General features: G+C 38.0%; 26 protein-coding genes, 1 tRNA gene and 1 pseudogene. 7 read left to right on the top strand and 21 right to left on the bottom strand.

Annotated elements, in window-relative coordinates; all coding sequences use genetic code 11:
* Nucleotides 1–44: 44 nt before the first annotated feature.
* Nucleotides 45–2,114 carry a TonB-dependent receptor gene (locus GGR21_RS14460; RefSeq protein ID WP_317169894.1) on the top strand — a complete coding sequence of 690 codons (2,070 nt, stop codon included), beginning with the start codon at nucleotides 45–47 and terminating at the stop codon, nucleotides 2,112–2,114.
* 64 nt (nucleotides 2,115–2,178) lie between these two features.
* Nucleotides 2,179–2,913: a cation transporter gene (locus tag GGR21_RS14455; RefSeq protein ID WP_246348082.1), complete on the top strand. Its 735-nt coding sequence runs from the start codon at nucleotides 2,179–2,181 to the stop codon at nucleotides 2,911–2,913.
* A gap of 86 nt (nucleotides 2,914–2,999) precedes the next feature.
* Here the strand turns inward: GGR21_RS14455 and GGR21_RS14450 are convergent, their stop codons facing one another.
* The 16 genes and pseudogenes from GGR21_RS14450 to GGR21_RS14375 form a co-directional block, all read right to left on the bottom strand.
* The gene (locus GGR21_RS14450) at nucleotides 3,000–3,674 is read right to left on the bottom strand and encodes a hypothetical protein (protein ID WP_006844347.1); all 675 of its coding nucleotides are present in this window, start codon (nucleotides 3,672–3,674) and stop codon (nucleotides 3,000–3,002) included.
* 11 nt (nucleotides 3,675–3,685) lie between these two features.
* Nucleotides 3,686–3,904 (bottom strand): DUF3873 family protein, encoded by a 219-nt coding sequence (locus GGR21_RS14445; protein WP_006844346.1) that lies wholly within the window; start codon nucleotides 3,902–3,904, stop codon nucleotides 3,686–3,688.
* A gap of 12 nt (nucleotides 3,905–3,916) precedes the next feature.
* Entirely contained in the window at nucleotides 3,917–4,768 is an 852-nt protein-coding gene (locus GGR21_RS14440) for an SLOG family protein (RefSeq protein WP_006844345.1), read from the bottom strand.
* A 273-nt stretch (nucleotides 4,769–5,041) separates the two neighbouring features.
* Nucleotides 5,042–6,334 carry a PcfJ domain-containing protein gene (locus GGR21_RS14435; protein ID WP_183307938.1) on the bottom strand — a complete coding sequence of 431 codons (1,293 nt, stop codon included), beginning with the start codon at nucleotides 6,332–6,334 and terminating at the stop codon, nucleotides 5,042–5,044.
* An 11-nt stretch (nucleotides 6,335–6,345) separates the two neighbouring features.
* A complete protein-coding gene (locus GGR21_RS14430; RefSeq protein ID WP_080904116.1) occupies nucleotides 6,346–6,756 on the bottom strand; it encodes a PcfK-like family protein in 411 nt (136 codons plus the stop codon).
* Between the two features lie 44 nt (nucleotides 6,757–6,800).
* A complete protein-coding gene (locus GGR21_RS14425; RefSeq protein WP_006843954.1) occupies nucleotides 6,801–7,793 on the bottom strand; it encodes a hypothetical protein in 993 nt (330 codons plus the stop codon).
* A gap of 19 nt (nucleotides 7,794–7,812) precedes the next feature.
* Nucleotides 7,813–8,049 (bottom strand): hypothetical protein, encoded by a 237-nt coding sequence (locus GGR21_RS14420; protein ID WP_080904117.1) that lies wholly within the window; start codon nucleotides 8,047–8,049, stop codon nucleotides 7,813–7,815.
* A 499-nt stretch (nucleotides 8,050–8,548) separates the two neighbouring features.
* Nucleotides 8,549–9,082 (bottom strand): hypothetical protein, encoded by a 534-nt coding sequence (locus GGR21_RS14415; RefSeq protein WP_006843955.1) that lies wholly within the window; start codon nucleotides 9,080–9,082, stop codon nucleotides 8,549–8,551.
* Nucleotides 9,083–9,104: 22 nt separating this feature from the next.
* Entirely contained in the window at nucleotides 9,105–9,542 is a 438-nt protein-coding gene (locus GGR21_RS14410) for a virulence RhuM family protein (protein WP_018074962.1), read from the bottom strand.
* Nucleotides 9,532–10,056, bottom strand: a complete 525-nt coding sequence (locus GGR21_RS14405; RefSeq protein ID WP_006843957.1) for an ORF6N domain-containing protein — start codon at nucleotides 10,054–10,056, stop codon at nucleotides 9,532–9,534. The genes GGR21_RS14410 and GGR21_RS14405 overlap by 11 nt, the downstream gene beginning before the upstream one ends.
* 271 nt (nucleotides 10,057–10,327) lie before the next feature.
* Nucleotides 10,328–11,518, bottom strand: a pseudogene (locus tag GGR21_RS14400) (site-specific integrase); the annotation flags it as partial.
* A gap of 298 nt (nucleotides 11,519–11,816) precedes the next feature.
* Nucleotides 11,817–11,890 (bottom strand) — tRNA-Asp (locus GGR21_RS14395).
* A gap of 476 nt (nucleotides 11,891–12,366) precedes the next feature.
* A complete protein-coding gene (locus GGR21_RS14390; RefSeq protein WP_183307937.1) occupies nucleotides 12,367–14,343 on the bottom strand; it encodes an IgGFc-binding protein in 1,977 nt (658 codons plus the stop codon).
* A gap of 28 nt (nucleotides 14,344–14,371) precedes the next feature.
* The gene (locus GGR21_RS14385; protein WP_183307936.1) at nucleotides 14,372–15,145 is read right to left on the bottom strand and encodes a hypothetical protein; all 774 of its coding nucleotides are present in this window, start codon (nucleotides 15,143–15,145) and stop codon (nucleotides 14,372–14,374) included.
* Nucleotides 15,146–15,158: 13 nt separating this feature from the next.
* Nucleotides 15,159–15,863 carry a PKD domain-containing protein gene (locus GGR21_RS14380; RefSeq protein ID WP_183307935.1) on the bottom strand — a complete coding sequence of 235 codons (705 nt, stop codon included), beginning with the start codon at nucleotides 15,861–15,863 and terminating at the stop codon, nucleotides 15,159–15,161.
* A gap of 17 nt (nucleotides 15,864–15,880) precedes the next feature.
* Nucleotides 15,881–16,675 (bottom strand): hypothetical protein, encoded by a 795-nt coding sequence (locus tag GGR21_RS14375; protein ID WP_183307934.1) that lies wholly within the window; start codon nucleotides 16,673–16,675, stop codon nucleotides 15,881–15,883.
* A gap of 423 nt (nucleotides 16,676–17,098) precedes the next feature.
* Between GGR21_RS14375 and GGR21_RS14370 the strand changes: the two genes are divergently transcribed.
* From GGR21_RS14370 to GGR21_RS14360, 3 genes are all read left to right on the top strand, one after another.
* Nucleotides 17,099–18,067, top strand: coding sequence for a hypothetical protein (locus GGR21_RS14370; protein WP_183307933.1), 969 nt, complete (start codon nucleotides 17,099–17,101; stop codon nucleotides 18,065–18,067).
* A 22-nt stretch (nucleotides 18,068–18,089) separates the two neighbouring features.
* Nucleotides 18,090–19,064, top strand: a complete 975-nt coding sequence (locus tag GGR21_RS14365) for a helix-turn-helix domain-containing protein (RefSeq protein WP_183307932.1) — start codon at nucleotides 18,090–18,092, stop codon at nucleotides 19,062–19,064.
* A 213-nt stretch (nucleotides 19,065–19,277) separates the two neighbouring features.
* Nucleotides 19,278–20,729 carry a cation:proton antiporter domain-containing protein gene (locus GGR21_RS14360; protein WP_183307931.1) on the top strand — a complete coding sequence of 484 codons (1,452 nt, stop codon included), beginning with the start codon at nucleotides 19,278–19,280 and terminating at the stop codon, nucleotides 20,727–20,729.
* Nucleotides 20,730–20,777: 48 nt separating this feature from the next.
* Here GGR21_RS14360 and GGR21_RS14355 read toward each other — a convergent pair whose 3' ends face one another.
* From GGR21_RS14355 to GGR21_RS14345, 3 genes are all read right to left on the bottom strand, one after another.
* On the bottom strand, nucleotides 20,778–21,464 hold the full coding sequence (locus tag GGR21_RS14355; RefSeq protein WP_183307930.1) for a CDGSH iron-sulfur domain-containing protein: 687 nt from the start codon (nucleotides 21,462–21,464) through the stop codon (nucleotides 20,778–20,780).
* A 358-nt stretch (nucleotides 21,465–21,822) separates the two neighbouring features.
* A complete protein-coding gene (locus GGR21_RS14350) occupies nucleotides 21,823–22,224 on the bottom strand; it encodes a hypothetical protein (RefSeq protein WP_183307929.1) in 402 nt (133 codons plus the stop codon).
* A gap of 16 nt (nucleotides 22,225–22,240) precedes the next feature.
* On the bottom strand, nucleotides 22,241–22,819 hold the full coding sequence (locus GGR21_RS14345; protein WP_183307928.1) for a hypothetical protein: 579 nt from the start codon (nucleotides 22,817–22,819) through the stop codon (nucleotides 22,241–22,243).
* Nucleotides 22,820–23,040: 221 nt separating this feature from the next.
* Between GGR21_RS14345 and GGR21_RS14340 the strand changes: the two genes are divergently transcribed.
* Together GGR21_RS14340 and GGR21_RS14335 are read left to right on the top strand one after the other, a co-directional pair.
* On the top strand, nucleotides 23,041–23,640 hold the full coding sequence (locus GGR21_RS14340; RefSeq protein WP_183307927.1) for an RNA polymerase sigma factor: 600 nt from the start codon (nucleotides 23,041–23,043) through the stop codon (nucleotides 23,638–23,640).
* Between the two features lie 104 nt (nucleotides 23,641–23,744).
* A complete protein-coding gene (locus GGR21_RS14335; protein ID WP_183307926.1) occupies nucleotides 23,745–24,713 on the top strand; it encodes a DUF4421 family protein in 969 nt (322 codons plus the stop codon).
* Nucleotides 24,714–24,766: 53 nt separating this feature from the next.
* Here GGR21_RS14335 and GGR21_RS14330 read toward each other — a convergent pair whose 3' ends face one another.
* Together GGR21_RS14330 and GGR21_RS14325 are read right to left on the bottom strand one after the other, a co-directional pair.
* Nucleotides 24,767–25,123, bottom strand: coding sequence for a DUF4890 domain-containing protein (locus tag GGR21_RS14330; RefSeq protein ID WP_183307925.1), 357 nt, complete (start codon nucleotides 25,121–25,123; stop codon nucleotides 24,767–24,769).
* A gap of 221 nt (nucleotides 25,124–25,344) precedes the next feature.
* Complete coding sequence (locus GGR21_RS14325) at nucleotides 25,345–25,602, bottom strand: hypothetical protein (protein ID WP_183307924.1); 258 nt, start codon at nucleotides 25,600–25,602, stop codon at nucleotides 25,345–25,347.
* Nucleotides 25,603–25,698: the final 96 nt, after the last annotated feature.

Genomic DNA, 25,698 nt, shown 5'->3' with positions numbered 1-25,698 from the left:
ATGAAGAATAAATATCTTTAATCAATCTCATCCGAGAGCACTTAGTGGTATACTTTTCAATTACTAAGTGGACTACTTTTCAATTATATTATACAGATACCGAAGGTTTGGCGGTTCTCTCCAATATTCCTGATGGAAAACATAAGTTTGAAATTACTTATGTGGGATATGAAAAAACCATCAAAGAGTTTACATTCCCTTTGGCTTCGGATGAAGTTATTGTTATCAGGGTTGAAGCGGACGAAGAAACATTGCAGGAAATAGTTGTTTCTTCGACAAGGGGAACACGTACTTTTAAAGATATTCCTACACGCATTGAATTTATAAATGCCGAAGAATTAGGCGAAAAAGGGGTTATGAAACCCGGAGATATCCGTATGCTTCTGAATGAAAGCACGGGTATTATGACGCAACAAACATCTGCCATATCGGGTAATTCATCTATCCGTATTCAGGGCTTGGACGGTAGATACACCCAAATATTAAAAGACGGTTTTCCTGTATTTTCGGGTGCAGCAAGCGGATTAGGCTTATTACAGACACCGCCTCTCGATTTAAAGCAGGTTGAAATTATAAAAGGTTCTTCTTCTACCTTATACGGTGGCGGTGCGATTGCGGGTTTGGTAAACCTTATATCGAAAACACCTGAAAAAGAAAGGGATTTTTCAATACACCTGAACGGGACAACAGGCAAAGGACTTGATGTAAACAGCTTTTTCGGTCAGAAATTCAATAAAGTAGGTACTACCGTATTTGCATCGTATAACCGTAACTGGGCTTATGACCCGTCAGATGTAGGCTTTACAGCAATACCAAAATTCGATAGGTTTGTATTGAATCCAAAACTATTCTTATACCTGTCTGAAAATACAGACTTAAATTTCGGTATAAACTCCATGATAGAAACCCGTTTAGGTGGTGATATGGGATATTTAAAAGATAAAGGGGATGAAGAACATTCTTATTTTGAAAGAAACAAGACACAGAGGCATTCAAGCCAACTTACATTTGAACACCGTTTTGATAAACAAAACAGATTGAATGTAAAAAACAGTGTAACCTATTTCAGCCGTAAGATTGAGATTCCCGATTTTAAATTTGACGGAGAGCAGCTATCGTCTTTCTCGGAAGTATCCTATATACATACGAAAGAAAAGACAGAATGGGTAGCCGGTGCAAATATATGGACGGATAAATTTACCGAAAGGAAACTGACCGATTTTCCTTTGCGAGACTACAATATGACTACTTTAGGCTTATTTGTACAAAACAATACGAAAATAACGGACTGGATGAACCTTGAAACCGGATTGCGTACCGACTATGTTACCGATTACGGTTTTGCAGTACTGCCCCGTATATCGTCACATTTCAAAATAACGGATAAATTTTCATCCCGTGTAGGTGGCGGATTCGGATATAAAGCACCTACCATTTTTTCGGAAGATAGCGAACGCATACAGTTTCAGAATGTCTTGCCGATAGATGATGATAATAACAAACTGGAAAGAAGCTACGGGGCAAATGTGGATTTCACTTATAAAACAGGTTTGTTTGACGACCAAGTATATTTAAGTATAAACCAGTTATTCTTTTATACTTGCCTGAAAAATCCGCTTGAACTGCAAGCTGCGGATAATAACCGTTGGCAGTTTAACAACATAGACGGTCATGTGGACAGCAAAGGGGCTGAAACCAATATGAAAATAAAATATAAGGACTTTGGTTTATTTCTCGGATATACCTATACGGATGCTAAAGTTAAGGAAGACGGCAGAAGCTATCAGAAAACCCTTACACCGAAACATAAAATCAATTCTGTATTAATGTATGAGGTGGAAGATAAATGGAAAATCGGATTAGAAGCCTACTATACAGGAAAACAAAACTTGAATGACGGAAAAAAGGGAAAAGATTACCTTATCTGCGGATTAATGATGCAACGGATTTGGGAAAGATTCTCAATATATGCTAACTTTGAGAACTTTACCGACAGACGGCAGACAAGGTTCGACACCATTCATACAGGTTCGATGACTAAGCCCGAATTCCGGGATATTTACGCACCATTGGACGGTTTTGTTCTGAATGCCGGGATAATATTTAAATTGTAAAATGAATAAATCAATTTTTAAAATTGAACAAATGGATTGTCCGAGTGAGGAAAACCTCATTCGGATGAAACTTCAAAACGTAGAGGGTATTGCCAAACAGGAATTTGACCTGAAAGGCAGGGTATTGACTGTTTACCATACAGGCGACTATCAAATAATCGAACAACAGCTTGCTACCTTGAATCTCGGTTCACGCTTTATTGAAAGTGCTGAAATGACAGGCGAATTTAAGGCAGAGGAAGATAGTAAACAGCGTAAAGTCCTTTGGATTGTGTTGGCTATTAACTTCGGTTTTTTCCTGATTGAAATGTCAACGGGTATCATATCCAAATCAATGGGATTGGTTGCGGATAGTCTTGATATGCTTGCCGATGCTTTTGTATATGGATTAAGCTTGTTTGCGGTAGGTGCAGCCGTAAGCCGTAAAAAGCGGGTTGCCATGATTTGCGGATATTTCCAGATATTTTTGGCTGCAATCGGTTTTATAGAGGTAATCAGGCGGTTTACAGGTGCAGAAGAAATGCCTGTCTTTCAAACGATGATAGGTGTATCCATACTTGCTTTGATTGCCAATGTCATTTGTTTGCTTTTACTTCAAAGGACAAAAAGCAAAGATGCCCATATACAGGCAAGTATCATTTTTTCATCTAATGATGTGATTATAAATGCAGGGGTAGTTCTTGCAGGATTCTTGGTATGGCAATTAAATAATCAGATACCAGACCTTATTATCGGTAGTATCGTCTTTTTTATTGTTATCAGAGGGGCAATAAGGATATTAAAACTTGCGAAGAATTAATTCTTCGCAAGTTTTAATATTTTCTTCAAAATAATTTGGAAATCTCATAAGAATAGTAACGGGCGTTTCCGCCCGTATTATCATATCTACTCATTTTTGAAGTTCGGGAAAACATACCAACTATCCCGATAGCGGTCGCCAATCAGGTTAAAAGTACCTGATAATCCGCTATTATCCGCGTGTTTCTTGGCTTCCATGATAGAGGCAAACTCGCCTAATTTCTTGAATCCTATAAATAATTTATACATGGTGCTGTTCTGTTTATGCTTGATGACTTCTGCCTGTAAAATGGCATACGCTTCATTATAATTCTTCTTTTTTTGCTCCAATTTGGATTTAGATTTGAGTAACTTCTCATCCGTATCTATATTAAAAAATAGGTCGTTGTGTGTCATATAGTCGGTATATTTGGCGATTGCCCTCTCTACCTTAGTTATCTGTGCCTTTGCCGAAGTTACTTTGCCTAACAAAAAATCAAAACCCGTCTGCAAGCCCGTCCGCTTGTCGTATGCACAGTGATATACCCAAATATGCTTACGGGGATATTTGCATACTAACTTTGCCCTGCGCCATTCGATTACCCACCGCCAACGGTCTAACATGGCACGGGGTATGTCGATTATATGTAGTATTTCACGGTTTCTATCCTCGTCCCTTATTTCAAAGGTTATATATACCCAATGTTCTATTTTGAGTTCCCGTTCCGCTTTTGCAAGGTCTTTCGCATCTTGCATCCAATCGTCCATTTTTTCCTGTGCCATGATGTTGGGTATTAGTTGTTATTACTTTTCTTAGTTAGCCATTCATCCCGACGGGTACGGCATTCCTCCAAAGTCGGTGCGACTATTGAAAATAACTCCCCGTCTGTGTGCCTGTAATCGTACTGATAGAATGTCTGTTTCGGGCGGTGTGCAAAACGAAACGTTGTATAGTTCTCTTTTCCCTGTCCGCATACGGAACAGCCGTTGTGATTGATTGAATTTGTTTTCATATCCGTATATATTTATTCTGTTATAAAATCGTAGCTTACTATTCTGTCCTCAATATTATCATACAAGTTATTAAAACTGTCCTGATACTTTTCTAAGAATGAGCCGTGCCTGTCGCACATTTTTTCACGGGGCATACTATATTCCTTTTCCAGTGCGATGTCTGCCAATTCGCATATAATCTCCATTAACAGGCTGTTGGCATCATCTTCCTGTAATTCGATTTTACCCGTTTGGTACTGGTAGTATTGATGAATGTTGCTTCTGTCTGATTCGTGTAGCTGTTCCCAAAATAAGGATTGTTCCGTTTCGGTAGAATAGCCTGAAAACAGGTCTTTTTCTTCACTTGTGGCACTATTCCACCATTCGTTAGCCCGTTGGTAGTCCATCAGGTTAATGACTGCTATATTCTTGGACTTAGCCCGATTTACGGTGTAATATGTACCGCCTTTGCTTTCTCCGTCAAAATAGCTAATTAGGAATGCGGAGTTATCTACCAGATAATCATTACGGCGGTGAAAGCATCCTTTATAATATCGGTCGGTAATCAATATGGATTCATCGCATTGCTGAAAAATGATTCCATACCGTTTTTTATCTTCATCGGAAAACCTTAAAGCCTGTCCCGAAAAGGGAATGACACATATCAGCTTTATGTCGGTATGAAGATTTTTTATCTTCAAAACGGCTTCTGCCGTCAGAAGGTCAAAACCTTCTGCCATACCTGTCATAAAGTGCCTGTACCCCTGCATATAAAAGGCTGTGATTGTCTTTTCTGCCTGTTTGGCAAGACTATCCATATCCATAGTAATACGATTGCTTCTATGTCCTGAAAATGCGATTGTTATTGATTTATCTTGTTTCATATTCTTTTTTGTTGTGGGCGGATTGCTCCGCCCTATGATTTATTAGCGTTCTACAATCTCTAAATTTTGGTTTTTTAAGAATTTTCTGCCACATTCGCAAATGATATGTGTGTCAGTTATGCGAGTGATAACTCGTGTGATACTCTCGTGGCAGATGTACGGTTTTCCGTCAAAATATCCGTTTTCTAAGTCGCCCGAAATGTGGCAATACTTCCCAATTAAATTTTCGTTTACTTCTGTTGCTTTCATATTGTTTACTGTTTAAAATTGATTTTATGCTGCTAATCTGCTTTCTATGAGAGGTATATTGTTCTCTACAAGGTTGATAATTTGATTGTGGTATTTTGTATTCTTGTTGCATACCCCCCTCGATTGGATAACCTGCAATTTTGAAAGGGATATTTCGATGGTTTCTATTTTTTTGCCGTCAATACAGGCAGAGAGTATCAGGGAATCTGTTTTTGAATAGTAACCGCCTACACAATGATGCATCAATTTACCCTCCAATAGTATTTCTTCTATACTTTCAAGTACCCGTACTTGTATAAGTCCATCGGAAAAGGTAAGCCCGAAAAACTTGGCTTTTGCTTGCCTGAATGCTTCTTCTTTCTCCCGTAGTTTTTCTATTTCCTTTTGTGCATCTGCCTTTGCTTTCTTGTGCATATATCTGTCGTGTTCCCTGTGCAGGTCTGACGGGCAAACATACTTTGCATTGTGTAAGTCTTTACCGAAAAAGCGCAGATAATCAATGTAGTCAAACCATAATGTTGCATCTTTGATTTTGTATCCGTTACGGATGCAGATGCGGATAGATGCCCAGTAATTATCTACCTTGCGGTAAGCATCATTCAGGAATGATTTAAACAGGCTTAATTGTCCTGATTTCAACAGGGTTTCCATTCGGCTATTTTTCAATAATGCCTTATACACATCGAAGGGTTTTTGATTGAAATTTCGCTTTTTAATGCCTGTTCTTTTCAGTTCGGGAATGAGTTGTTGTTGTGGATAAATAACGCTTGTATGAATTTTGTCATAGACATTTATATAAAACTTGTTATTGGTGCTTTCGCTACGCAATTCTATGTCAGTGTGATATATCCATGAATCAATGTAACAGTTGCCCATTGTCTGACGGAGTTTTGCCAATGTGCAATGTTTACCGCCCGGAGCAATCCACCGTTGCATAACTTCCGAATAGTCATATTTGGTTGCTTCTCCTATCTTTGCCGAATAGAACAACATTACGGAACGTAAAACCTGATAACCTTTGTGAGTAGTAATAATGGTCATATAATAACGGTTGTTAAACATTCGTTTCTTGGTGGTTTCTACCTTTAGCTTGGCTTTGCAGTTCGGACAGTCACAATCGGTAAGGGTGGTAACCAAATACCCTGCTCCCTGCCATGAATGACCGCATTTAGTACAGGTAATTACCCCTTTTTCGGTTCTGTGCCCGATATGGTCGATGCCGTTTTCATACCCCCAATTAACTTGCTCTTTGGTAACTTGTGGTAGAGTTCTACTCGCTTCAACTACTTGTGCTTGAAATTTATTTTGCGGTTTCATAGGTCTATATTTTAAAAATCAAATAAACTGGGTTGAGGATTTAATGCTACTTTCTTGGTTTTCTTAACAGGCTGTATCATTTTCCTGTATGCTTCGTCCTGTGCCTTTTGTATGGCATCCTTACGTGCTTGTTCCTTTTCTTCTGCGGTCAGTTCCACTACATGGTTTACGACTACATGGGCGTTTATCTGCTTGCCTACTTCGATATTATCTTCATCGTAAAAATGTACTGCCATGCTATAAATTTCCTCGTCTGCAAAGCCGTTACAGCCTGTTTTTTGTACGCTGTTGAGAATGTATGTAACACAATCGTCAATGTTCTTTTCGGGTTTGGAGTATTGGAATGAGAACAATACATCTGTTTCTGCCCGTTGGTCTAAATATGCCTTTATATCGTTTTTGAAATGATTTGATGCTTTCATGTTTTTTGGTATTGTGGGGCAGGGTTACTGCCCCGTGTTACTACTTAATCCAATCCGAAATAATAAGCTAACCGTTGTTCCTGTGATTTCGGAAATATCCACCCTGCCAACTTCTTACCATTAAAGGTTAATCGGCTGTTGAAGCGTCCGCCCATTGCTTTGAGTTCGTCTTTAATTGCTTTCGTTTCTCCGAAAACTGCAACTGCTTTGGCTGAATATTCTACTACTGTGCAATTACCCGTACTTGTTCCCTGTGGATTGCTTGGGGGTGTGCTGTCGGTCTTACTGATATGTATATTATCTTCGTTCCCTGCGGTATAGGCAAATTCCTCTATTGTGTTTTCACGTTTCCAAACGCCTACTTTTTCAATTATCCAACCGCTATGCCTATATTCGCCTAAATAATACCCTGCACCCATAGAGTATTTTTCCCTATGTTCGTAATCTTCGTTAAACTCTGATAAATAGGTGGTTTCTTCGAAATTGGATGCGTGTTTACGCATTTCGGAAAAGATGTCCCTCTTATGTTTGGAAAAGCCTAAAATAACGGTGCGTTGGTTACTGCTTGCGTAATAGTCGGTTTGGCTGTCGCTTTCGTTCTGTTTCAGCCGTGCCACTATAACGCCTAAAGCATCTTCGGGAAATATATCGGCAAAGCGTTTACGCCCTATTACCTTAACTTCTTCTACTCTTATTCTCTCTTTTTCGGCTTCGTCCGCTTCCGCTTTGGCTTTTTCTTTCGCTTCCTGAAGGAGTATCGCCACTTCAAAACCGTCCATAAATTCAGGGTTTTCGCTGTCGTAATAGTAACCGATACCGAATTTTTCTTTCAATGGTCTGATTATGTCTGCCGTTTGAAAGATTTTTCCCCGTAGGTTAATCAGCTTGTAATGTACTCCCCAATCGTTTTTAACGATGTCATAGACTACATATCTGTCGTAGCTGTACCCCTCCATTTGGATAACCTGATTGACTTCTACTACTTGTTTAGCCCTGTCAATTTCCTTGTTTGCTCCTAATAAAAATACTTTGCTCATAACTCTAAATTTTAATGGGTTATAAAAAGGTCAGCATTGCGAGAATAAAGAGAATTATAGCACCCATGCCCACGAAGAAGGAGAGGATACCCCGTATAACAGGAAGAAAGAGATACAAGCCCACTAAAGCCCAAATAAACCCTGTTCCCCACACACAGAAGCCCAAAACCGCCAAAACGATTTTTAAAACCAATTTTATGCTAATTGGAAGGTAGGCTGTCGGTCGTTGTTTCCTATTTTTTTCTATATTTCTCATAATTTCTGACTTTTTTTTTATGCCGTATCGGAGCCGGTGAGGTGTGATCGAGTTTCAGGTGCCTTACTCACGTAGTGCTTTTTGGCAGCATCAAGATTTTTCAAAAAAATACACTCGCTTTCCTGTACCTGATAGGGGTACAGGTACATTTCTTTAAGAAAAGAGGCTATAATTATTGCCGGATAATTTCTTAAAATCTATCACAAAAGAGATTTTGAATCGAGGAAGATTTTTTTGAAAACACGTCTGATCTTGTGCAGCCAATAAACATGAGATAAATTCGCGCCTGATACTCGTTCACTCCGAGCCGCTTTCCGCATACATAGCTAAATGAGGAAGAAATTATATCGAGGGAAGTATAGAAAAAAGGAAATCGAGTTGTCTGCTATGCGTTTATCATCATAAAACGCAGAACTTTCCCCACAGAAAGGAAAGCTATATATATAAAAAGCCTGTACCAATATGATACAGGCTCCGTTTGGATTGTGATATATACTTTTTACTTGGCTCTGGTTTTACCGTAGTATTTGCTTCCATCGGGAGATAAGTAAAAATCGAATGTTTCTTCAACGGCTGTTCCACCGGGAGGAACCAATGAATATTTACATCTAACGATTACGGCAAGAACATCTGCCGGATTCCTACTATCATAACCTTTCAAGTTATCGGGAGTAAGATTTCTAAGCGAATCTATGCGATCACTCATAACAGCAATGTCAGTATTGTATTTTTCATGATTATGCTTTGTTGATTGATAAGACTTTAATTCTTTAGTCTTCTCAAGGGCAAGTGCAACACGATCAATGATAAGTTGTTTGTCTTTTCTGAACTCATCAGTTAAATAAGCAATACTGTCGGCAACCGTAACATTGCCGGTTTCGCTAATCTCCACAATTTTGAAGTTGAGATTTTCTTTTGTGTCGCTCCCTTTTAACAGGTTATCAGTAATGATTTTTTCGTAATTACTCGTTGATGAGTTGGAACCGCAGGAAACCATTAAAACAGCGATAAATAAATAAAATACGTGTTTCATATCTGAATGTATTAAACGTTTATTAATTCATTGAAATAGCCGGAAGTTCAGAATGCAGGTTATATACTATCAGAACTTCGGCTGTCTTTTTATTATCATTCCGGGTATATTCGGTTAGTGCTTTCATTACCCATTCTCGAAAAGCCCTTGCTTCAAAAGATGCTACACGGTAGCTGACAAATATCAGTGCTTCCAGATTATACAGTACCGTTTCGCATGGGTGCCCATTGCTCTCAAATTTATGTATTCGGGTAACATCTTCCTCATGGAGTAACCCGGATTTGAATATACTCCGAAAGTTGTTACCAATCGTATTGACGAATACATTTAATAAGTCGGCAATTTGATGTTTCGTTACCCATAGGGTGCAATTTACAAGTTTTGCTTCAACAATCAGTTGATTTTCATTGTTTTCTTTAATATTTATATATCCTCGTTCCATAATTATATTATTCTTCATTGTGTTGAACATTAAAACCAATACGTTTACGGGGTTTATTTTCCAGTTCTTTTTGTGATGCCAGTTCGGTAAGAGCCTGGTAAATATCACTGAACTGCATATTTGTTTCCACCATAAATTCCTCCAGTTTACGATTTAATTCCGCATATCCCAGTGCATATTGTCGTAAGGCGACAAAAGCTCTGATGATAGATATATTAACCTGAATGGCCAGCGTACTGTTAAGAACGCTTGAAAGTTGGGCTATACCTTGTTCTGTAAAACCAAAGGGTAAGTATTTTACGTGTTGTCCTTGACCTTGATTTTCTAAGGTGCCAAAATTGCACCTTAAAAAATCGTACTCATCTTTTGTGAGTTCTATCATAAAATCGGGTGGGAAGCGGTCTATGTTCCGCCGGACAGAACGTTTCAGGTTTTTTGTTTCAACCTGATATAACTCGGAGAGGTCATAATCTAACATGACACGCATACCCCGGATTTCATAAATCTTACTTTGAATAATCTGTAATTCCATGATAAATATATTTAATGGGTTAAACAGCGACCTGGGTTTTAGCTTTCATTGGTTTGAAAGTTAAATTATTCTCACTTTCAAAGGTGTTTGACCAGAGAGAGGATTTTTCTTCTTCCGAAAGGCTGTGCCACATGACGGATATTCGCTTTAATCTTTCGGGATCATCAGACAAAGTGCCGGGAAGATTAAATAAAGCCATTTTTTCACGTAGTGAAAGGCACTCAAAGAGTTGATCTAATTTAGATTTAGATTTGGTTCTCTTTTCTTCCAGTTTTTCAGCAAAAGAAGCCATATCATTGCTGACTTTAACATCAGTAATTCGTGCGTAAATTTGGGTAGTTTTGATATTAGTATGCCCTAACATCTTTGACACGCTTTCGATAGATACACCTTTTGTAAGCGTGAGAGTCGCAAACGTATGTCTTGCAAGGTGATAGCTTAAATTTTTATCAATTCCACAGATTGTTCCGATTTCTTTGAGGTATTCATTCATCTTTTGATTACTCATTACCGGAAGTGCTTTATCATCTGGCAATTTACCCGAATATTTCTCTATAATTTGCTTTGGGATATCAAGTAAAGGCACATTATAATTTACGCCTGTTTTTTCTCGTTTGCCCATAATCCACAATCCGTCATCGAAAGAAGTACGAATATTTGACTGGCGCAAATTCTTTACATCTATGTATGCAAGTCCGCTAAAGCAACTGAAAATGAATATATCCCTTACTCGTTCAAGACGTTCGGAAGCGAATTTCTTACACATAATTATATCAATCTCCTGTTGTGTTAAGTAGCCACGATCCGTTTTTTTGAATCGTATCTTGAAATTGGCAAACGGGTCAATATGTATCCAACCGTTGTTTTTCGCCATGATAATAATGGTTCGGAAACGTTGTAGGAATTTTGCAGTCGTATTTTCTTTGCATTTACAGGTAGTCATCAGGTAAATCTCGAAATTATGCAGGAACATATGATTTACTTCTTTCAAAGAAATATCTGATACATTATAATACTCCTTGATGAAGCCAGCCATGCGTCTATAGGCAACTTCATATTTTTGGAGTGTTTCTTTAGATTTACTTATGCCGACTAATTTGGCAAGATCCTCATTGTGGCGTTGGAAAAGTTCGAGAACAGTTTGATGTTTTATTTCAAGACCGAGAAAGATATTTTTTACCCTTTCGGCATTTACATTGTTTTCACGGGTAAGTAATTCGTGATATACATTATAAACACTCGTTTTAATAGCTTCTAAAACAGAATTGATTTCAAGGGCTTCTTTTGTTTTGCCAATGATAGTAGAAGATTTCGTGTCCCATAATTCAGGTTTAATACTATATTTAGTATTAAAACGGCTTGCTTGTCCGTCAATCGTAATCCTCCCAAAAATAGGTATTGAACCATCTGATTTTTCTTTGTCTCTTTTCAAATAGAAAAGAATCTTAAATGTACTTTTCATAAACTCATTTTTTAATGTTACAAAATTACTTATAACTATCTGTAAATGAGTTTTATGCACACTGCCAAATGGCGACAACATACTGCCAATTTAGGACAAATCGTACCCCCTATAAAGTGATTTTTCGTACCCCCTGCACCTTTTTTAAAAAAGGGGTACGAATTGGGTTAGATGCTTTGTCTTTTTTTGTCTTTTTCTTGGCTTTCGACTAAGACAGGATAAAAAGAAAAAGTCCTCCATATTCACTGAATATGAAGGACTTGTCTTACTGTTGGCGCCTCTTGTCTTAGGCTCCCAGCGGTATGGACGGGACTCGAACCCGCGACCCCCTGCGTGACAGGCAGGTATTCTAACCAGCTGAACTACCACACCATTTTTTGAGATTGCATTTTCTCTCAAATGCGATGCAAAGATAGGATGAGAAACCTTTTGTTCCAAATATTTCGAGGATATTTTTTAAGAAAAATATAAAGATATTGGATTTCAGAGGATTACAAACAGACTGTTTTTTGAAAAATGAGTACTGATAAGGAGTTTGAAAGAAAACATTAAAAGTAAGATTCATTTATATTTCAAAATTACAGAAAAATTATATTGATATTTCTGTCAAATGTTTTGAACCATAAAAATGGCTTGTTTACTGCATCTACTGTAGTAAAACAAAAGCTAAAAAGTATATATGATTTTACAATGAATTACCACAGGGTATTAGCTTCTCAGATATGGCTAATTTAAAGCAAAGTAATATTGCTAAGACAGACTAATGTATATAAGACAAATATGTATAGAGGAATAAATGTACCCATACCTGAGGAAGCTAATGAGATTATAAAGAAGTGTAAGGTTGACTAATATTTCATCACACTAATGTTGTGATTGACAGGAAGTATACATGATCTTATTCTGACTCGTGCCGAATTACTGGTCACAGTTTTACTACCATTTGTTGCTACAACCCTGTAAAAAGTCGTACCCCGTTTTTGAATAACAATAGCATAAGTCTTTTTGTCAGCACCTGTGATATCTACCCATGTAACATTATCAGTACTGGATTGCCACTGGTAATTTACACCGGTGAAGTCTATATCGGTGGTCATTGATTCAGCGGCACCTATGCATACATTCTGTTCAGCCGGAGTGATATTGCCTGTTTCTTCAGGGCAATCCACGTTAAAAGTAGAACTGATCGTTTTTGAGCCATTCACAATCATGGTTATTGTATGCTCTCCATTATCAAGCGTTTCAATTTCCCAGCTCGTCGAATTAGCATGCGCAGTTTGTTCTACTCCATCGAGTATCCATTTTATACTTGTAGTGACAGAGGCATCTACCACGCCTGTGACTCTATAAGGAGGTTCGCAAATAGTTAATCCCATCAGATCCTGAAAGTGGTAGGTGTTTACGTAAAAAGAGGGAACCAATTCACGGGCAGCAGATCCAGCCAGATAATAATAAGATTCGTGAGGACCGGTTCCATAACCCAGGACAATCAGACCGGCAGAATTACCAAATGTGTAGGAAGTACCGCCTCCACTGGTCAACTTAAGTGTATAATAAGAATGATTCGAATCAGTGTTGTCTACCCATGTTCCTCCGGTCAAAGGCTGGGCTGTTGCTTGTCCTACAGACATAGTCGTTTGGTTTTTTGTTACTGTCGGAGTTATAATCAACACATAATGAGTATTTAAACTGGAATATCCGCTACCACTCAACGAAGGAACAAACGGAGCAATAGTCGTCTGTTTTATTGACTGCTCGAATGGAGGAACCCAGACCATAGCAGGGTCGCCATTGGTGGAACTTACATGCGAGGCTGTTGTCATATATGAACATACAGCAATAGGCTTATCGGAATATATATAGCACCCCTTTGACGATGAATTAACTTCCAGTTCTATATATTGGCCTGCACCTATCGTATAAGTATTCGGGCCGCCCGTACCTGATATTTTGGTTCCTCCTAGGTGTGTTACTGTCGTGCCAGCCTGTGAACCCATAATTCTGACCCGTTCGGTTCCCTGTGTCGTAACCGGCACGAGGAACTCCTTGCCCCACATGTCTACCGACATTAGCTGTTGATATAAAATATCTGCAGATGCTAGTGTCGTCATTTGAGGAATAATCGTTATCGTATTTGTAACAAAATAAGCTACAGGCTTATCTGAAGTAACCCACCGGCCGGTTAAGTCCGTTGTAGATGTACCTGTATAAAAAGTATAGACCTGTCCTTTATTTAATTTTTTAGTCGCACCATTATCACTAATTGTCGTACCGTCTTGCGTTGCAATAACGGTATAACCATCAACATAATATTTAGAACTCTGACCATTATAAAGGGTATTAGACGCGCGCGAAATTTGATAATATTTATATCCCAGACTACCGGTAGGCAATATATTTGTAGCATCGGTAGTAGCATTGTACTGGTTGAATGCGTATACTGAGATAGGGGCAGTGGATGTTATATGCAGCGATTTAGAAGTGATCCCATTGGTCGGCTCAGCGAAAGAAGGGCAAACCTTCTTTTTATCCTCTTTGGTCAGTTCTTTAGTGTAAACAGTTCCAGCCGGTATAGAAATGGTTTCAGATCCACCTTCTGTATACGTAAACGTAACCTGGGCACTCTCTACAGCCACTATCCTTATCTGTAAAGTGAGGTAAGCGCTTTCTATATTATCTTGTTTTCCACCTCTTCCCATCAAGTGCGCGCCATTGAAGCCAAAGGTTACCCAGAAGTCTTTTCCCTGGGTACTTTGTGCAAACAGTTTTCCATTACTTACAACAAATAAAAGTAAGATAACGGACGATAAAATATACTTCTTCATATTACTTTTCATATCCCACCTGCTAATATTAGTTTTCTTTAACTACGAAAACCACATTAATAAATGAGTTCGGAGTAGTTTCCTTTGATTTTACTTTATATTTCATTTTCCCGTCATCGGTAAGCCCGGTTACTTCTATGACCGATTTATCATAGTAGGTGACAACATAGTCCAGCTCGTCGGCTGTGTATAATTTCGATGTGCTGTGCGACGGAATATTTGCCATTGATGTATTATTACTGACAAATGTATCATTTCCTGCTCTGGTAAATTGTTTTTTGTATTGATCATACAGATCACAAGTCAACTCAACACCTATAGTCACATTCAGATTGATGTTGAAGGACGGTATGTAAAAGCAGCGTGCCGCAGACTGTTCAATTGCGAGCAGCTCCCATTCCTCTCCGTTCCATACATATATTCCCTTTACGAATGTTTCGTCAGGACTGGCACTCTGTGATACTTTAATATTATAGACAGTCAGGCCGGCATGCTTTTCTTTTATTTTACTGGTTGCCGGATTTTTCCAGTCATTATCCTCCAGACCGACAAATGGTTGAAGTGTCTTTTTATTGACCAACTGTACGCGGGGAAGGCCTAATCCTCCTTTTGTTGATGTTACATTTGCTATATCGGTGGTCGAAGCAGGATCTGGCTTTTCTTCCGATTTTATTTCCAGTAAGGCCGCTTTGGCCGGAGCTATGCCCGAACCCACAGTTACCTGAGCATAAGATATCGCGATTCCTCCAATAGCAAGGAGTAATACAAGTCCTGTTTTTTTATACATGTTAATTTGTGTCATATAGATAATTTTATTAGTATTGATTATAGAAATGCACATTCGGATTGACCGGTAATACACAAGGGTTGATCAGCACTTTATGATCTTTTTCCGAAATCTGGACATCGTTTGTATTATAAGATCTGACACGGATAACAAATGTACCCGATTTGGTATAGGTATGGGTACGGGTGTGAGTACCTGAACTGATATTTGTATCTTTTTCTAAAGACGACCCATCGCCAAAATCCCACATGGTATAAGCGGCCTTGTCTCCCGTCCCGCTTTGCGTGATCGTTACTGTATATGCCTGAGGAGTATTCATGCAAAACTCGCTTTCGCCCTCTATGGATATATCAAACGCGCTGGCAGCAAAAGATGGAAGGATAATGTCCGACTGAGCAGATGAATTGTTTCCATTCATACTGCCACCTTTTTTCATTATGCTATCATCTTTATTCCAAATGGTCATTCCATCCGAATAAAATAATAAATTACTTTCTGCATCGGAGGGAGAGAAACATCTTTCCAATGTATTTATACTCGAACCCGAAACAAAAGCTGGCAGGCTGGCCAATGTTTTGTCTCCTGCTCCAAACATGCCCTTAGCCCAAAAATCAGGGGAGGTATTCCATGTCAATTCCGTTTTTTGTCTAAAAAACCAGTTATCAGTCTCTTTTTGGGCATAGCCGCATATGGTAAGAAGAAGTAAACAGCTTGTATATATCAATTTCTTCATAATATTTTTACTTGTCTTTATTTAGGAATAAATATAATTGTCACGAATGATGTTGGCCCCGGATCATTGTCCAGCACCTCATACGACATTACTCCTCCACTATCGACTCCGGTAACATTTATTATTCCCTTATCGTAATACACTACGGCATAGTCGAGTTCACCACGTTTGTAGAGTGTTCCCTCGTCCGGAGCAGGAACAGTTGAACCAGTAAGTGCAGGATTAGATGTGAAATCAGGATTATTTGTACTATTCCTTGTGAATTGCCGTTCATATTCGGCATACAGGTCATAAGAATCGGCATTCCCTATGGCCTCGAGCGGAAGATTGAAAGCCGGCATATAGAACCATCCCCTGCTGCTATTGTCTTTTGTCGCCAACTTTTCCCATTCCTCGCCGTTCCATGTATATATCCCTTGTGTAAAGATCTTATCCTGTTTGGTTTCGCTATTTGGCGACACATATATATTATAAACTGTAAGGCCGGCATGCTTTTCCTTTATTTTGTTGGATGAGGTATTAATCCAGTCATTGTCAGTTATCTTAACAAATGGCTGAAGAGTTTTCCGGTCTTCTAGTCTTACCCGTGGTAATAATAACCCACCTTTATCACTGGTTATATTATTGCCATCTGGCAGTTGTGTACTTAGTTGCAATAATGAAGCTTTTTCAGGAGGTTCCAGCATCCCTATCGAAACTTGTCCGTAAGTAAAATTACAATAGTAAAACAAGCAGAAAGCTGTCAACAGCCAAGTCGCCAATTGCTTTTTGCCTTTGGGTATCCACTCATTATGAATTTGGGTCGTAGTCATAATTATATTATTTTAAAAGCATTGTAAAGTATGTGTTAAGTTTTTCACGATCAAACATTTAAAAAAAATAAGACATCAGCATAATTTCTGTAATTTTATAAAGTTGTATTACATCTATAAGGGGCATTAATAATAAAATATGCACTTTCAGAGATATATCCTCTTTATGCAGATTTTTTAAAATGCAGAACAAATGTCGGGAATTTGAGTGTTAGAAAAAAAGCAAATATTGATAGTAAAATATATTAAAATTCATAATTCAGCCTTATTTAGAGTCATCAAATCAATATTCATTTTTATAAAGATCATAGATTAGCATAATTAAATTTTTATAATATTTTTTTAAACCTTACCAGTAAAATAAATATTTTTTTGATTTAATATTTTCCACCCGATTCACTACTTTTGTCGAACCGAAGACATATGAAGAAAATAGATATCAATCAGAAATTTGTAGAAGAACTATATGCTCATATTCCAGATAAAAGAAGATTAACCTCAGTTATAACCGAAACGCTGAATCTTGACAGACAAACCGCTTTAAGAAGACTTAACGAGAAAATCTTATTCACAGCCCAGGAAATGGGTGTATTGGGTACAAAGTTGGGCATCTCTCTCGATCGTTTGCTATACAACAACGAAGATCAGAACTTTTTACCGTTCAGAGTAGTTATTTCCCAAAAAGTAACTTCCATAGACCATCTTTTGGATGAAATAGAAGAGCGTCTGAAAATACATAAAGAGAGAATGCCCGAACCAGAACTGATCAGCACTGTATACGAGACACTTCCGCTGATTTTCTTCGTGCATTATCCTGCATTGTGCAAGTTTATGTACTATAAATGGAATTACTATTTTGTAGATTCGACCGAGTTACACAGTTTTTCTTCGTGGACGATGCCTGAAAGACTAATAAATTATCTTGATGAAATTAAGGATATATATAGCAGATGTAAGCATTCATCGCATATATGGAATATTTCGGCACTGTGGAATCTGGCTAAAGAAATCACTTTTTTTTTCAATATACGGGCAATATCGCAAAGCGAACTTGAAGATATAAAAAACGAACTGTATGACATGATGTATACTCTCGAAGAAGCCGCCGGAGGAGGATTCAGTAGTTATTTCCGTTCGGATAATACCGATTTATATATTTCAAATATAAATACAGGCATGTACTATTCTTACTGTTCTTCGGGAGATCAATGCTATTGTCTTTTTAGAAATGAATTTATCAGATCCATAATATGTGAAGATAATCCGACTTGCATCGAAATGGCGAACTTAATTAATTCGTTAAAGATGGTATCCACCCTGATTTCGGGTAGCGGAGAAAAAAACCGAAGGTTATTTTTTGAAGAGCAACATAATATTATTGATAGTATATAGATCTTAAATTGAAAGACTGACTATGAATCAAGACAGCTTACAAAAAAGTTTTACAGGTGTATTAGAAAATAGGTTTAGGAACAAAAAACACCTGGTTACTCAGATTTCTGATATTTTAAGGATAGAGAGAGGGGCAGCCTTGAGGAGGATAAACGGGACAGTTCCATTTACGGTGAATGAAATGGGTATTCTTGCCCATAATCTGAATATATCGATTGATAATCTATTACAAAAAGATAAGAATATCAACATTTTGCCCTTAATGATGATGCAACCGAACAAGGCGGAAGCGTTTGATGATCTTATATCGTTTATAGATAAAATATGTTCCAAAACCAAAGGATCACCCAATAAAGGAGGTGCTGTATTCGACTCGTTACCTTTAGAATTTTTTGTTCTATATCCTTCGATCGTTAAATTCTTCTATTACAAATGGAATCATAACTTTATAAAAACGAGAGAACTGAATAATTTTAGCTCATGGGAATATCCTGGACAGTTGGAACATTATCATAATGAATTAATTAAAGTTATTAAAAAAATTGATAAGATTACATATATATGGGATATACCTGTTATCTGGAACCTGGCTAAGGATATCTCTTATTATCACTGTTTAAAGGTATTGCGAGACGAAGATGTTGATTCTCTCAAGAATGAACTAGCATCCATGTTAGATAACATTGAATTACTTGCCAGGGGGTCTGAAAATAATACAATATTTGAAGGAGAAGTCGAACTTTATATTCCAAATTGCAGCATTGGCTTATACAGTAGTTATTTCATTTCTGAGAATAATATGTATTGTTATACAAAGAGTAACTTTATAAGTTCTCTAATAAGCCAGGACCCGAAAACCTGTTTAAATATCGAAAAATGGATAAATTCATTAAAAAAAGTTTCAACCCTTATCTCTGGAACAGGGGATATAGACAGAACCCTGTTTTTCGAAGAACAGCGAAAAATTGTGGATAGTATTTGCTCCTGTCCATTGTAGATTATGAGGTAGTAGACACACCGAATAATATTATTAACTCAACCAATAAGCATAGATACAATCTCTGAAAATTTTAGATATAATAGTATAATATTTAACATTTCCGGATAAACACATTCCACTATTTATTTGTTATAACACATCACTAACAACACGGATACATGTGGCTTACCTCTTGTATTAACATCCCTGACCGTTAACAGAAGAACGCGAATGAAATATATTAGAAGATTTAAGACTATATTTTTCTACATCCTCATCATAGGAGGATTTTCGACTTTTATATACTGGATAATCACTGAAGGCAAGGCTCTGGAACATGGACATCAGATAGTTAATAATGCTGTATCGGGTAGTGCGTTCAACGATTTTATCAGTTCATTTACAGACAATCTACACCATCCGGCAGGAATACTGCTACTTCAGGTAATCATTATCATATTCTTCGCCCGGATATTCGGATGGATATTCAAAAAAATAGGACAACCGTCAGTCATAGGAGAAATACTGGCCGGAATAGTACTCGGGCCATCATTGTTGGGCTTATATATGCCCGATGTTTCACAATTTTTATTTCCGGCAGCTTCACTGGGCAACTTACAGGTATTGAGCCAGATAGGGTTAATTCTCTTTATGTTCGTTGTAGGCATGGAGCTCAATCTGAATGTATTAAAAGATAAAGCGCATGAAGCTGTAGTAATCAGCCATGCCAGCATAATAGTACCATTCGCCTTAGGTGTAGGACTAGCTTATTTCATTTATTCTTCATTTGCGCCCGAGGGTGTCGAATTCTCTTCTTTTGGACTTTTCCTGGGCATATCGATGAGCATAACAGCTTTCCCGGTATTAGCCCGTATCATACAGGAAAGGGGAATGCAAAAAAGCCGTTTGGGAGCAATAGCCATCACCTGTGCTGCTGCCGATGATATAACAGCCTGGTGCCTGTTGGCCGTGGTGATAGCCATAGTAAAGGCCGGATCAGTACTCAGTTCGGTATATACAATACTATTGGCTGTTGGGTATGTAGTGTTCATGTTGAAAGCCGTACGTCCGCTCCTGAAAAAGCTAGAAGCCAGATACAGGCCAGAAAAGGGAATCAGCAAATCATTCCTTGCGGTTATTCTCCTTGTGTTACTAGTATCGTCATTCATAACCGAGGCCATTGGCATACATGCTCTGTTCGGTGCATTCATGGCAGGAACTATCATGCCCGAGAATAAATTAAGAACTGCACTTACCGAAAAAATAGAAGACCTGGCTCTCGTATTGCTGTTACCTATTTTCTTTGTTATTACAGGTTTAAGAACCCAGATAGGACTGCTCAACAGTCCCGAACTATGGGGTGTGACTGCACTTATCATTCTGGTTGCCATAGCCGGAAAATTTGGAGGCAGTACCATATCCGCCAAATTTGTAGGCCAAAGCTGGAAAGACAGCATGACCATAGGCTCGCTAATGAATACGCGGGGATTAATGGAACTAGTCGTACTTAATATAGGATACGACCTGGGCGTACTCAATGCTGAAATCTTTGCCATGATGATCATTATGGCTCTGGTCACTACATTTATGACAGGCCCTATGCTGAATGGCATACAAAAAATATTCAAAGATCAACCAACGATAGACGATGTTCCCGCAGAAGCGTATAAAATAAAAGGGTGAACATTTCCGGTTCACCCTCTCCCCTATCCTATTGGAAATGTATATGTGTTATTCCAAAATCTCTCCCTGGTTTTGCATATGACGTCCATCACAAAACGGCTTATTCTTCGATTTACCACAACGGCACAATGTCATCCTATTCCGTACGGGATAAGGACGCCCGTCCGCCCCTTCCACAGATATACCTCCCTTTACCCATATAGGCCCGCGAACCTCAGCTGCAGGATCTTCAAGAATACTGACCTCCTGTGGAAGTTCTGGTTCTATGGCTTTTCCGTCTTTTGTTACTGCCGTAAGTCTGCCACTGGGACAATCGCAACATTGCCTGACAACAATCTCATTTGTTTCGGCAGTCTCACTCTCTTCCACCAGATTCCATGTAGTACCATTCGTATCACAAAAACGGGCCACTGCACACAAACTTTCAGCATCGAGCAGGTTTATATGTTTTCCTTCAATAAAGCCAGCCATCTGGTCGTAAGTCTGATGAGTAGCCGTTTCTTTTCCATAAAATCCTTCAAGATGAGTTCCATCGCAAAACGGTTTACTCTTCGATCTGCCACAACGGCACAAATTATATTTTTCCTGTAAAAGGAATCGGCATCCCTCCTCATAAGCCATTGAAACGCCCTGTCTATCAGGGACAAACCGTAATTGATTTAAAGGAATACCACCGGTTACCTCATAAGGCCCGTTTTCGAGAACTTTTATTCTCTTTGTGTTCTTTATTTCCATGATTTTGATGTTGTTCTTAGTTTGATCTCCAGTTTTAACAAGTTAAAATAAATAAGGTTCAATACCATGAATGCAATTATTCAAAACAGATACCATAAACTATTTGCCTGCTTTTAGAATATTTTTAATGCTAGATTTAATAGTTCAATTTTACTAATGGGCCACCAAAGCATTTTTGCATCCTTTTTTTACTTAGGGAAAAAGGATGGCAAGCAATCCTCGATTGTGCGCAGTATAAAATAAAAGTCCGCGACATCGCATCGCAGACTTCCCATAACTTTAACTCAAACTTTACAAAACTTTTATATACAGCTTATAACAACAGTATATAAAATAAGTTCAACAGAAAAGATTATTTTTATTTTATTTCTTTCATTTTTAACATAGACTGCGAATTTACAGTTGCAGGATTTATCACATCTGTATCATCATCTATCACAATATTAAGATGCTGATCTTCATCTAATTTATAGGATTCTTTAGTAATCAGTAACACCCTATTATCTCCACTAACCATATAAAATTGCACTTTCTCATTCATTGGAAATTTTATGCCATCCCACCTGTCCGATATAGTCCTTTCGCCTGTGGTTTCACCAAATATCAACTTACTGCTCCCTAGAGAGATATCACCGTAAGATATATTTTCGAGGCGAACATTGCTGACTTTGTTGGTAACACTTACGCGTGCATTATTATCGCAGGAAGTAGAAACGAATCCCAGAATGGCGCATAATAAGATAATATATTGTATTTTCATAATTCCTTTTTTTAGATTAGTCGACTAATACTTCAAATTCGCCCAAATTAGCACTGGCATAATTTTCTTTTACTTCGAGCGGACAGATCAGGTTAGGAGTATAAACCGTTTTTGATCTTCCGTCAGCCAGCTTTATATCGAACGATTCTATATTACAAATGTAGCTTCCCGGCTGAAGGTTGAGGTAATTATTCAGCAAATCGGAGTACTCTCCGGCTGTACTTATCCCCTCCGACGATACACGGATATTTACTGCAAACGGATATAGCAATTTTTGTACCGTTACCCTATAATTACCTACTGTTTCTTTCTGTTTCAGGTTCAGTGTGTCTATCTGGTATGAACCAGCAGGTTGCCAGCCTCTTTTATTTACGGTCAGGAATAAGTTGCTTAGATTATCTGCCACTATATATTTTTTCTGCCCAGCATCCTCGATATACGGACTTAGAAAAAGAATAACTTCGGTAAGCAAAACCTTATTTGACGAAGAATAGATTGTAGGATCATCATATGTGTAAACAGCATAATCATCGTCTGAACAAGAAACTCCCCATAATAATAACAAGATAATAAAAATTGTAGATAGTGCTTTCATATGTTTTCTGATTTAGGATATTTGTCCATATATCTGATTGATGCAAATATGTTAAATAAAGTTGCATAATGGTTCTGTTTTTTTATACCGGTTGATTATTACAAACCTGTGAAGTTTAACAAAAGCCGGTTGGTAACAATATATTTTTTACTAACTTGCACTCTGATTATAATTAAATGTCCGTATAGGAAAATAGCTAAGTTTGAGTATTTACAAAGTTTATGCAAAACGAAGAACAGTTAACAGATTCTGAAAACTGGCTTGCTTTTATAAATGGCTCGAAAGGGGCGTATGAGAATATTTATAAAAAGTATGCAAAAGCTATGTATATGTACGGATTACATATCACCACCGACAAGGAGCTGATAGAAGATGCCATACACGATGTGTTTGTAAAGCTATACAACAATAGGCATAGACTCCCTGCAGAAGTAAACAATATTAAATTCTATCTCTTCGTTTCACTTAAAAATACTTTGTATAACCATCTGAATAAAAATCAGGACACGTTCCGCCTGAATATTACAGAAGATGTATTGTCGCTATCATACAGCAGCGTAGAAGAAGAACTGATAGAAAACGAACAGATCAGACAAAACGAAGAACTCGTAAAATTACTGAACGAGAAATTATCTTCACGCCAGCAACAAATCATTTACTACCGCTTTGTAGAACAACTATCGTATAAGGAGATAGCCATATTGATGGAGATAAACATGCAATCAGCAAAAAACCTGATGCAAAGTTCCCTTGCTAAGCTCCGTTCGGTACTCTCCGGTGTGATTAGATTCATATTATTCACATTCCTGCTCTATCAATAGATATTGAGTTGACGAGACTTATTTTGTATATTTTTACGAAACGTTTTTTATACTATTTTTGTATGGTTTCCGTTTCATATTAAATTAACATCAAAACTATGTCTGTGCGGCGCAGATTGTTTATCTTATTATTTCTCTGCCTGGCGGTAGCAGGCCAGAAATGTTATTCACAAATAGATTCCACATACATTGGCTTTTTCAGCCATGAGCTGTCTATACGTCCCTATTTTTCGGATAGCTTCACAGCTTTGTCGTGCCAGTTTGGTGACGATGATGAAATAACTTACAGGCCCAATGCGCCTTTTGGCCTGGGGATAGGTATCACCTATAAAGGCTATTCTATCAGCGGATCGTACGGGTTTGGCTTTATGCGCGACAAGAAAAAAGGAAATACCAAGGCGACAGACTTCCAATACCATCACTATGGCCGCAAATTTGTAATGGATCTGTTTTTCCAGAGGTATAAACGATTCTATATTGAGAGAGAAAGGGAGGTGTATGATCTGTTTTCTGATATAAAACTAACACAGTACGGTGGATTTGCCCAATACGTCTTCAACGGGAACAGGTTCTCTTACCAGGCGGCATTCGATCAGAATCAGAGGCAACTGAAATCGACCGGCAGTTTCCTGCTGGGTGGAGGGGTCTATTACAATAAGGTAGAATCAGACAGCACCCTGGCTTTCAATAACGGAGCCAAAATGATGGAAAATGTACAGATCGGTGTAAGCCTGGGATACGCTTATACATGGGTTATCAATAAACGGGTATATATTTCAGGATCGATTGCAGTAGGTGCTAATCTCGGTGCCGAGGGTTTCGACAAATTAGGAAAAAAAGAAGAGTGGAAAATATATCCTACGGTATTTCCGCGTTTCTCGGCAGGGTATAATCATGATAACTGGTCGCTGGGACTGTCTGTTGTAAACAACCGGGTATACATTCTTTTCTCGGACGAGGCTAAGATGGCTTTCGACACGGGGGCTATACAATTCCGGTTCATCAAGCGGTTCGATTCGCTGGAATCATTGCTTACTCCGGTTTTCTTAAATAAAAAAGGGCAGAAAAAATAATTTCCACCCCTTCTGATAACCTCCACTTTTTACCTTCAGTCTAATATTGTTTCTTATCTGTTACCGCCCCTGGGACGTGCTTCAGGAGCCTTCTTTATATGCTCCTCAAATTTTTTCTTCTGCTCATCTGTCAATAGCTCTTTTATAGCAGCATTCCTTTCGTCCATCGATTTACGCATTTCTTCACGACGCTTGTCCCGGTCTGTGCTTGCGTTTTCTTTTGGCTGCGCATATTTCAGATTAATCTCATGTACTTTCGTTTCCTGCTCTTTCGTCAGGCTCAGTTCTTTCACCAAAGTTTCGGTTTGCCTTTTTGCACGCTCTTCAGGTGTGGCACGTTGTCTTTGTTGAGCAAATATGCTTCCACCAACGAAGAATGTAAGCATCAATAATACGACCAGTTTTTTCATTTCCTTAATTATTAATTGTGAGACTTTTACTTTGACTGATCATTTAGGAAAAGGTTTAAAAGAAATAGTAAATATTTTCAGGATAAGTTTAAGTATTTGATAATAATTATTGTTTTATTTTGTCATGCTGAGGAACGAAGCATCTCCTTACCTTTATAAATGCGAAATCCTTCCTTTCAGTCAGGCTGACATGTTACAATAAATATTTTAGATTATTCAAATTATATATTTCCCTCTTTCTTTTTCCGCTTCTTCTTTTGTGGGACTTTTTCCGTTTCAACTACATTCTCCTGTTTTGCCAGCCAGCTTCTCAGTTCTCTTACCTTCCTTATCAGGCAACTTGCACACGACTGGGGGCTTTCACTTTCACCAAATACATTATTCGCGAGATTATAAATCCTGCTCATTGAGTAACGGTGTGTTTTGTCAATTTCAGCTAATAGCTGTCCAACTTCCTGTTTTAGATTGATTTCGCTCATTTTGTTATTTTTTTATTATCGATATATTTAGTTAGAAAGAACAATGCGAATGATATAAGTATGCTAATGAATATAAATAATTCGTCATTTGATATC

Origin of the sequence: Dysgonomonas hofstadii (assembly GCF_014196915.1) — a bacterium.
Taxonomy (GTDB): domain Bacteria; phylum Bacteroidota; class Bacteroidia; order Bacteroidales; family Dysgonomonadaceae; genus Dysgonomonas; species Dysgonomonas hofstadii.
The sequence above is the reverse complement of the archived record's forward strand: the minus strand, read 5'-3'. Positions and strand labels throughout refer to the sequence as shown.